This is a genomic window from Bacillus sp. SSR7, assembly GCF_055902415.1.
In genome coordinates, this window is sequence record NZ_JBVVXV010000007.1 from 210,512 (window position 1) to 219,478 (window position 8,967).

Consider the following 8,967-nt stretch of genomic DNA (forward strand, 5'->3'; position numbering starts at 1 on the left):
ACGTCCGAATGTATCGGACGTTTTTATTTCTTCATTAATTATGAACCGTTTCTTTTTCATTTAATCCAAGGGTACGACCTGTAGAAGTGTGAAGGTCTTGGAATAATCTTGGATTCTCTGTTAATGAAATGCCGTAAGAAGGAATCATTTCTTTTATTTTTCCTTCCCATTCTACCATGCGGCTTGGGAAACATTTTTCTAATACTTCAAGCATAACATGAACGGCAGTAGAAGCACCCGGTGATGCACCTAGTAACGCCGCAATTGATCCATCAGCCGCACTAACAACTTCTGTACCAAATTGAAGTGTTCCTTTACCGCCAGCATCAGTATCTTTAATTACTTGTACACGCTGACCAGCAACTACAATATCCCAATCTTCACTTTTAGCGTTCGGAATGAATTCGCGTAATTCTTCCATACGTTTTTCGTGTGATAACATAACTTGCTGAATTAAGTATTTTGTTAGTCCCATTTCTTTTACACCAGCAGCTAACATCGTTAAGACGTTATTTGGTTTTACAGAACCAATTAAGTCAAGGTTTGAACCAGTTTTTAAGAATTTAGGTGAGAAGCCTGCGAATGGCCCAAACAGTAATGCTTTTTTGTTGTCTATATATCTCGTATCTAGATGAGGTACAGACATTGGCGGAGCGCCAACTTTAGCTTTACCGTACACTTTCGCATGATGCTGCTCTACAACTTTTTGGTTTTTACATACCATAAATAGTCCACTTACCGGGAAGCCACCGATATGTTTTGATTCAGGGATACCAGTTTTTTGAAGTAGAGGTAGGCTACCGCCACCGCCGCCAATAAAGACGAATTTAGCAGTGTGATGCTCAATTTTACCACTATTCATATCGTGTACTTTCACTTCCCACAAACCATTTTTCGTGCGTTTAATGTTTTCAACACTATGTTTGTAGTTTAGCTCGACATTTTTCGTTTTTAAGTAATCAAACAACATTCGTGTTAATGCACCGAAGTTAACATCTGTTCCAGAGTCAATTTTCGTTGCCGCCATAGGCTCATTAGATGTACGACCTTCCATAATGAGTGGAAGCCATTTTTTTAATGTTTCAGGAGAATCGGAAAACTCCATTCCTTGAAACAGTGGATTTTTTGAAAGCGCTTCAAAACGGTTTTTTAGAAACTCAACATTTTTTTCACCTTGTACTAAACTCATATGAGGTAGAGGCATAATAAAATCTTGTGGATTACGAATTAATTTGCTTTTTACAAGATATGCCCAAAATTGTCTTGAAAGCTGGAATTGTTCATTCACTTTTACAGCCTTACCAATATCTATAGATCCGTCAGATTTTTCGGAAGTATAGTTCAGTTCGCATAGTGCAGAATGCCCTGTACCTGCATTATTCCATTCATTAGAGCTTTCTTCCCCGGCACTAGCGAGTTTTTCAAAAACTTTAATTTCCCATTCTGGTGCTAATTCTTTTAGCAATGAGCCTAACGTTGCACTCATAATTCCTGCACCAATTAAGATAACGTCTGTTTTTTGCTGCATGTTGCTCATGATAATCTCTCCATCCCCTATATTGGCAAAAAAGAGTAGGTGTTTACTGTGTCTAAGCCGTAAAAAGAAAACACCGCCTAGGCCCCACCTAGGTATTTACCTTTTTTGTCTCAATTGTATAACCATCTCATACTCTATTATAATAATTAATAGACTAAAATATCTAGTGTTATCTGATAATTTTAAACTATTTAACGTTTTATTCGCCAAAAATCTTATTTAACAAGCTCTTTTAAGGTGATAAATAGAAAAAAATTACAGTTTGAAATTATCTCGAAAAAGCTTACGTATCCAAAAGCGGGTAGAAAGTATATCTTTTTATGGGATTTTTTGCTCTGTTTATTGTATGATTATTCTGAAATTTAAATGGAGGGATACTCATGCGTACACAAGAACAAATCGCAAACTTATTTCGAAATTTTTCAATAAAGGAATGTAAAGGGTCAAGTGACTTATATGAATACTTAGCAATACAAATTGCTGAAGATGAGGAAGTACTTACACTATCTTCCTACGCTCAAGCAGGTCAACCAGTCCCAAACTTATTATTAGGTGCAGTACATTATTTATTATTAGCAGGGAAAGAACATCATTTAAAAACGTATTATAGTAGCTTAGTTGAACATGCTAATACAGATTTAGATCAAGCTTTTGGTCATTTTAAAGATTTCTGTAAAATGTACAGAGAGGAAATCATTACTTTATTACAAACGAAACTTGTTCAAACGAATGAAGTAAGACGATGTGCGTACTTATATCCAAGTTTCAGTTACATATTTAACAAAGTGAATAAACCGTTAGCGTTAATAGAAATTGGGACAAGTTCTGGATTACAACTATTTTGGGACCAATATAGCTATTCGTACGGTACAGATGAAACATACGGAAATATAAATTCGAATGTACATGTAACTTCTGAAATAAGAGGGGAGAATGTGCCTCAACTTTTAAAAGAAAGTCCACCTGTCGTAGAAAGAATCGGATTAGATTTACATGTAAATGATTTACATAGTAACGAAGATTATTTATGGCTACGTGCACTTGTTTGGCCAGAACATAAGGAAAGGCTTGAACTCTTTGACAAAGCTGCATCTTTAGTAAAAAATGAATCTGTTCAATTAGTAGAAGGAGACGGCGTGGACCTATTACCATCTATTATTGAACGAATAAGTAGCGATGCTGTTATCTGTATTTTCCATACACACGTCGCCAATCAAATACCTGAACAAGTAAAACGTAAGTTAGAAAAACAAATCCAAGAAATTGGCGCAAAACGTGATGTATTCCACCTGTATAACAACATGTGGGATCGTGACCTTCATATTGATTATTATATTAACGGAAACGAATATCGTGAAACGGTTGGAGAAACAGAAGGGCATGGGAGATGGTTTAGCTGGAAACTTGGGAATGAGACGCTTTGTTAATATTTGAGAAATTTTTATTTTCAAGAAATTAGATAATGAAATTCCAGAAAATGAAAGTAACTAGTTACTTTCATTTTTCTTTTGTGATAATATGTTAGTAATTACTTACTTACATATTGAATGGAGGAATAAAAATGGGGAAATTAACAGCACGAGAAAAAGTTATGGAAGCTGCTACGCTATTATTCGGAGAAAAGGGCTATACAGCGACAACAATTCGTGAAGTGGCAGAAAAAGCGGGAGTAAGCGAGTTAACGATATTTCGTAATTTTAAAAATAAGGAAAATCTTTTTAGGGAGAGTATTATTTTACGGACGACACCAGTGGCCTTGTTAGAGGAAATAGAAGAGCAATTTACTGGTGATTTACAAAAGGACCTTACGAAAGTGGCAGAAACATATATTCAAACCAATTTGCCAAAGCTGAACTATATTTGGGCTGCGTTAATAGAATCAAGACAAAATAGTGAAATGAAAACATTACTACATGAGTTAAATTCACATCTAGTGAATCACTTAGAAAAATATTTAAAGCAACTTGGGGAGGCGGGACACATTTCTCCTTGTAATTATCGTTTGATAGCGAACATGTTTTATGGACAACTGTTTTTATACATTATGAACGTTAGTATAACGGAAGAAAAAATTCAGTTAGAAGAATATATAGAGACGTGTGTAAATTTATTTATGAATGGAATTTCAAATAAAGAAAACGAATAGGGGTGAGAGAATTGCAGAATACATTTGCATTAATAGCTTTAATTGCAGGCTTTTTTATGGCAATTTTAGATTCAAATATTGTGAATATCGCATTACCAGAAATGACAAAGACATTTCATACGTCAATTGATACAATTTCATGGATTGCTAATAGTTATAATGTCGCCTTTGTATCGTGTTTATTAATTGCAGCACGTCTGGCTGACCAGTTTGGTCGCAAGAAGCTGTATATTATTGGTTTATTGGGGTTTTCTGTTAGTTCGTTTATGTGTGGTATAGCCACTTCTTTTCATACATTAGTAGCTTTTAGAATAATACAAGGAATTTCCGCCGCAGTTATCGTACCAGTTGCTATGCCATTAGGCCTTAATTTAGTACCGAAAGAGAAACAAGGTATGATAGGAGGCATCATGGGAGCTTTTGGGGGATTAGCAGCGGCAATTGGCCCTTCACTTGGAGGTGTTTTAACTGACAAATTAAATTGGAGTTGGGTGTTTTTTATTAATATACCAGTTGGTATTTTATCTTTCATCTTCGTGATTCTTTGTATTAAGGAATCGTATGATCATGCTGCAAGCTCAAAAATAGATTGGGCAGGTATGATGACTTCTGCATCTGCACTATGCTTACTCGTATATGCACTCATACAAGTAAATACAAATCATTTAAGCACGATAAGCTTAATACTTCTTTTTATACTCTCACTCATAGGCTTTATATTATTTTTTATTATTGAAAAGAAAACTGAAAATCCAATGCTGCCATTACAGTTATTCACAAATAAAGAGTTTTCAGTCTCGAATTTTTCTTTATTCTTTGTTGGAATGGGATTAATGAATTTTTTGTTTATACTTGCTTTTTATTTCGTTCAAGTAGGAGGTATGTCTGAATTGCAGTCAGGTTTAATAATTAGCACGCTAGCGATTGTTTCAATGATTGTTACAACAATAGTAACACCAATTGCAGCAAAGCGGGGAAGTTCATTAATAGGCAGTATAGGTCTACTAACATTTATCATAGCATCATATTTATTTAGTCAAATAGATTCCAACTTTACTACATGGGATTACCTTTGGCGATTAATGATTGTTGGGATTGGAACTGGCTGCACATTAGCACCGTATACAACAACGGCAGTTTTAAGTGTGCCTATTGAAAAGTCAGGTGTTGCTGCAAGTATATGTAATATTTCAAGAACAGTTGGAAGTATTGTTGGGGTAGCTATACTGGTGATGTTTCTGAATCATCAGTTGTTAGTTGAAAAAGAGCAGGTAAATAGAGAAGCAGTAACTGTAATTAAAAAAAGTGATTTGTCAAATTTAGAAAGGGAACAGGTATTGCAAGCCATAAATAAAAAACAACAGATAGTATTAAAAACAGATGAGGAGGGGAAGATTTACAAGCAACTAAAGGAAAAATATAAGCAAGGAATTATTCGTAGTTATAATTTAGTATTTTTAATGGGGAGTATTATATTTTTTATCCCTTTTACTTTTAATATAGGAAGAGTCATTATAAATAAAAAGAGAAGTAAAAGAGTTATATCTTATGCTTCATAATATTGTTATGTAAATAAAATAATATTTATACTGAACTGCTAAATAAACAATATAATATGCATGTTTATTTAGCAGTTTGAAAATAGTATTTAAATAATTAAAAAGGCGGAATACTTTGAGGGAAGTTAAAAACATTTTTTGGATCATATTTTGCTTTTACTTCCATTAATCGGTCAAAGTTGCAACTAAAGTATGCATCTGGCCAATTTTTAATGGATAGGTCAGGAGTATTAACATAGACACCTTGTGTAAATGGAAGCATTGCTAAGCGGAAGTCTTCAACCCATCGAATACTTCCACCAGCACCTTCTGGTTGCTCCCAAGTAGTGAATATTGACATGTTTGATAGTGCTTTTCGGTAAAAGTAAGCAGTTGCCTCATTTGGCACCTCAGCAACAGCACCGCCTAATCCATGGAAAAATACGGAGGTGGTGGAAAAGGGAGGTGTATTATTAATAAAGTGATCGATAATGGATAGTCCTTCTTCTGGTAATAGTTCATATACATACGGACCAACACTTTTAAATGGTAAAGGAGTTGCTGGTTGCTTCTCAGCTATTTTCGCTGCTGCTTCTGCCCAAGGAATTTCCTCGATAGTTACTTGGAAAGGTGAACCGGCTTTTAATAATGGCTGTAATAGCGTCTGCAATTCTTGAACAGAACCGAGAAAAACTCCTTGCATTAATAGAGATGGTTCTAATCCTGCAGACATGAATAGTGTAGTTGTAAGTCGTTTATCAGCGCAAGGTAGTGTGTATTCTTGCCAAGAGTTTAATACGGGTTTTAAATCTGATATCCCCCAGCTTATTTCTGCGAAGCCTACTGTATTAATTTTATGCGTTCGAAATTTGAATGAAGTACATATTCCAAAGTTTCCACCACCAGCACCTCGTGAAGCCCAAAAGAGATCAGAGTTACACTTTTTGTTCACACGTATTACACAGCCGTTTGCGTCTACCATTTCTAATTCAAGTAAATGATCAAGGGTTAATCCAAACGGACGAGAGAGTATGCTATGTCCACCCCCTAAAGTAACACCTGCAATACCTGGAGTAGGACAAACTCCGCTTGGCACAACTAATCCTTCAGCTGCAAGTGTTTCAGTTAAAGAAAGGTTCCTCCATCCAGTTCCGATTGTTACAGTTCCACTATCATGATCAATTTCTAATTGCTTCATTTCACTTACATCAATTACAAGGCCAGCGTTGCTAACGGATAATGCCTCATAATTATGACGTCCAGAGCGCATGCGCATAGGGACATTATGTAGCCTTGACCAGCGTACAGCGTTTACTACATCCTGCGTATTTTGAGCAAAAACAATGATTAACGGGAATTTGTTGAAGAAGGTGTTGAATTCCTCACGAGCGGAATTATAATCAGGACTATTAGGTGTAACGATACGACCAGTAAGTTCAATTTGTTGATTATTCATTTCAGATATCTCTCCTTGACGTGAAATATATAATGTGGAAATACAGAAAATAAAAAAGAACTGACAATACTTTATAAGTAAATGAATAAGGGAAGAGGATTATGCCAATAAAGAAAAGGCAGTGCTTCATATGTAGCACTGCCTTTTTGTAATTATATGTATGTACTCAAAATCTCCGCAGGTAATCTGTTTCTTCAAATTTAGTAAAATATAGCTGTTGCATAATATTCCTCCAAACCAATTTTCATTTGTTTTTCAGAAAAGAAAAAGAGGCGTTAAATCGTAATTTCAATTTGATTACCTTCAGGATCACTTATTACATTTTCGTAATAGCCATCTCCAGTGAAACGCGGTCCATTTAATAAAGAATAACCATCATCTTTTAATCTTGTAGTTAATTCATTTACACGTTCTTCATTACCGACAGAGAAAGCCATATGAGCATAGCCAATAATAATAAGGTTCGGCTCGTTTTCAATCCCTTTTTTACACATAAGTTCAAGTCTTGTTCCAGATTCGAATGTAATAAAATAAGATTCAAATTGTTTCGCTTCATTATGATATAAAGAGTTGGCTTTACCATTAAACTACTTTGTATAGAAAGTACGCATTTATTTTAAACTATTTACCCATATTGCAATATGTTCAATTTTCATAGTTTTCACCAGCCCTAACTTAACTGATTAGGCTGTCACTTTATAAAAATTATTTTTTTATTTCAAGAATTTTGATTTGGTGTTAAACACGACTATTAATTTTTGGTTGTTTATGCACATACAATGTGTAATTAAGTGAATGATCAACATAGTAATTACAGAAAAGGGTGAATAACACATATGAATCAATTTGAGCAAATGATGTACGTTGGTGTCATGATGTCTATTGTACTATCAGTAATGATTTTAGGGTCCTTATATTATAATCCCCGACTTTCGTTAACGGATTATCCGAAAGATATTCAAAAAGTAGTTTTTCCGAAATCGATTCATGAAAAAAAACAAACGATTTATTTTAATATTGCATATAACGCTATTCTTTTTGGTACTCCTTTCGTTTCTACATATATACTACATAAACATGAAAAATTATTATATATTGATGCCTACTTACATACTTTTGGTATTTTAATGATTTTCAATTTAGTAGATTTACTTATAATTGATTGGCTAATTTTTTGCTGGATTACTCCGAAATTTATTGTTATTCCTAGTACGGAAGGGATGAAGGGATATAAAGATTATAAGTTTCATTTAAGAGGGGCTATAGTCGCTACTCAATTTTTAGCAATCGTCAGTTTGTTTTTGGCGGGAATTGCGACAACTATATAGTGTGAAGAATGGTATAAAACGTTTATAGAAAATAAGGAAACTTATAATATATAGAATTAGAAATAAGAATTTGATAGTATTGGAGTAAGGAGTTTTAATAGCAGTATATTAAGTGGTACTAATATACTGTTGCAAATGCTTCCGTAAATTTATGGAAGTATTTGATAGAATTCAAAAAAATATAATGGAGGCTAATATGAAAAAAGTAATTGGCGCAGCAACAGCAACAGTTTTTGGATTGGGAGCTTTTACTACAACTGCTACCGCAGAAACGATCGTAACAGCAGATGTACTCAACATACGTGAAAAACCGACTACGGAATCAAAAGTTGTCGAAAAAGTAAAAAACGGAGAAGCATTAAAAGTCATAAATACTGAAGATGGCTGGTCAAAAATTGAGTTGAATGGTAAAGAAGTATTTGTAAGCTCGGAGTTTACGAAAGATATTTACCATGTAACAGCAGATTTATTAAATGTACGTTCTGAATCAAACACGGAATCAGAAATTCTTGGCAGACTGAAAAAAGATGATGTAATTGAATCAACGCACCAAGTAAAAGACGGATGGCTACAATTTGAGTATAAAGGAAAAACAGCATATGCAAATGTTGCTTTCTTATCAAGTACAGCACCAGTTGAAAAAAAGGCTGACGAGAAAACGAAGCAAGTAGCGAAAGTACAAAAAACGGTTAAAGCTAAGGAAGAAGCTAAAACACAGAAGATAACAAAAGCAAAAGAAACAATTAAACTTAAGGAAGAAGCGAAAGTCCAAGAAGTAGCAAAGCCTAAGGAAGAAGTGAAAGTCCAAGAAGTAGCAAAGCCTAAGGAAGAAGTGAAAGTCCAAGAAATAGCCAAGGCTAAGGAAGAAGCAAAAGCACAAGAAATAGCCAAAGCTAGGGAAGAGGCAAAAGTCCAAGAAATAGCCAAGGCTAAGGAAGAAGCAAAAGCACAAGAAATAGCCA

At 34.5% G+C, this 8,967-nt stretch carries 7 protein-coding genes and 1 pseudogene; 5 read left to right on the plus strand and 3 right to left on the minus strand.

All coding sequences use genetic code 11. From position 1 onward, the window contains the following. Positions 1-34: 34 nt before the first annotated feature. A complete protein-coding gene (locus AC0NJG_RS15530) occupies positions 35-1,537 on the minus strand; it encodes a malate:quinone oxidoreductase (RefSeq protein ID WP_071725802.1) in 1,503 nt (500 codons plus the stop codon). Positions 1,538-1,917: 380 nt separating this feature from the next. On the opposite strand from AC0NJG_RS15530, the gene AC0NJG_RS15535 reads away from it, so the two are divergent. From AC0NJG_RS15535 to AC0NJG_RS15545, 3 genes are all read left to right on the plus strand, one after another. After that, entirely contained in the window at positions 1,918-2,964 is a 1,047-nt protein-coding gene (locus AC0NJG_RS15535) for a DUF2332 domain-containing protein (protein WP_062822663.1), read from the plus strand. 134 nt (positions 2,965-3,098) lie between these two features. After that, complete coding sequence (locus tag AC0NJG_RS15540; protein WP_062822664.1) at positions 3,099-3,683, plus strand: TetR/AcrR family transcriptional regulator; 585 nt, start codon at positions 3,099-3,101, stop codon at positions 3,681-3,683. Positions 3,684-3,694: 11 nt separating this feature from the next. Next, the gene (locus AC0NJG_RS15545; protein WP_087997191.1) at positions 3,695-5,242 is read left to right on the plus strand and encodes an MFS transporter; all 1,548 of its coding nucleotides are present in this window, start codon (positions 3,695-3,697) and stop codon (positions 5,240-5,242) included. Positions 5,243-5,339: 97 nt separating this feature from the next. Here the strand turns inward: AC0NJG_RS15545 and AC0NJG_RS15550 are convergent, their stop codons facing one another. Continuing rightward, on the minus strand, positions 5,340-6,677 hold the full coding sequence (locus tag AC0NJG_RS15550; protein WP_474063206.1) for an FAD-binding oxidoreductase: 1,338 nt from the start codon (positions 6,675-6,677) through the stop codon (positions 5,340-5,342). Positions 6,678-6,952: 275 nt separating this feature from the next. Then, positions 6,953-7,288, minus strand: a pseudogene (locus tag AC0NJG_RS15555) (VOC family protein). A 225-nt stretch (positions 7,289-7,513) separates the two neighbouring features. Here AC0NJG_RS15555 and AC0NJG_RS15560 point away from each other — a divergent pair. Both AC0NJG_RS15560 and AC0NJG_RS15565 read left to right on the plus strand, forming a co-directional pair. Beyond that, complete coding sequence (locus tag AC0NJG_RS15560; RefSeq protein ID WP_140168755.1) at positions 7,514-8,005, plus strand: nitroreductase; 492 nt, start codon at positions 7,514-7,516, stop codon at positions 8,003-8,005. A 196-nt stretch (positions 8,006-8,201) separates the two neighbouring features. After that, the coding region (locus AC0NJG_RS15565; RefSeq protein ID WP_474063207.1) for an SH3 domain-containing protein at positions 8,202-8,967 on the plus strand (766 nt) is incomplete at its 3' end.

Coding starts and splice junctions, on each gene's coding strand:
- AC0NJG_RS15530 (WP_071725802.1), bottom strand. CDS start 1,537: ATGAGCAACATGCAGCAAAAAACAGACGTTATCTTAATTGGTGCAGGA.
- AC0NJG_RS15535 (WP_062822663.1), top strand. CDS start 1,918: ATGCGTACACAAGAACAAATCGCAAACTTATTTCGAAATTTTTCAATA.
- AC0NJG_RS15540 (WP_062822664.1), top strand. CDS start 3,099: ATGGGGAAATTAACAGCACGAGAAAAAGTTATGGAAGCTGCTACGCTA.
- AC0NJG_RS15550 (WP_474063206.1), bottom strand. CDS start 6,677: ATGAATAATCAACAAATTGAACTTACTGGTCGTATCGTTACACCTAAT.
- AC0NJG_RS15560 (WP_140168755.1), top strand. CDS start 7,514: ATGAATCAATTTGAGCAAATGATGTACGTTGGTGTCATGATGTCTATT.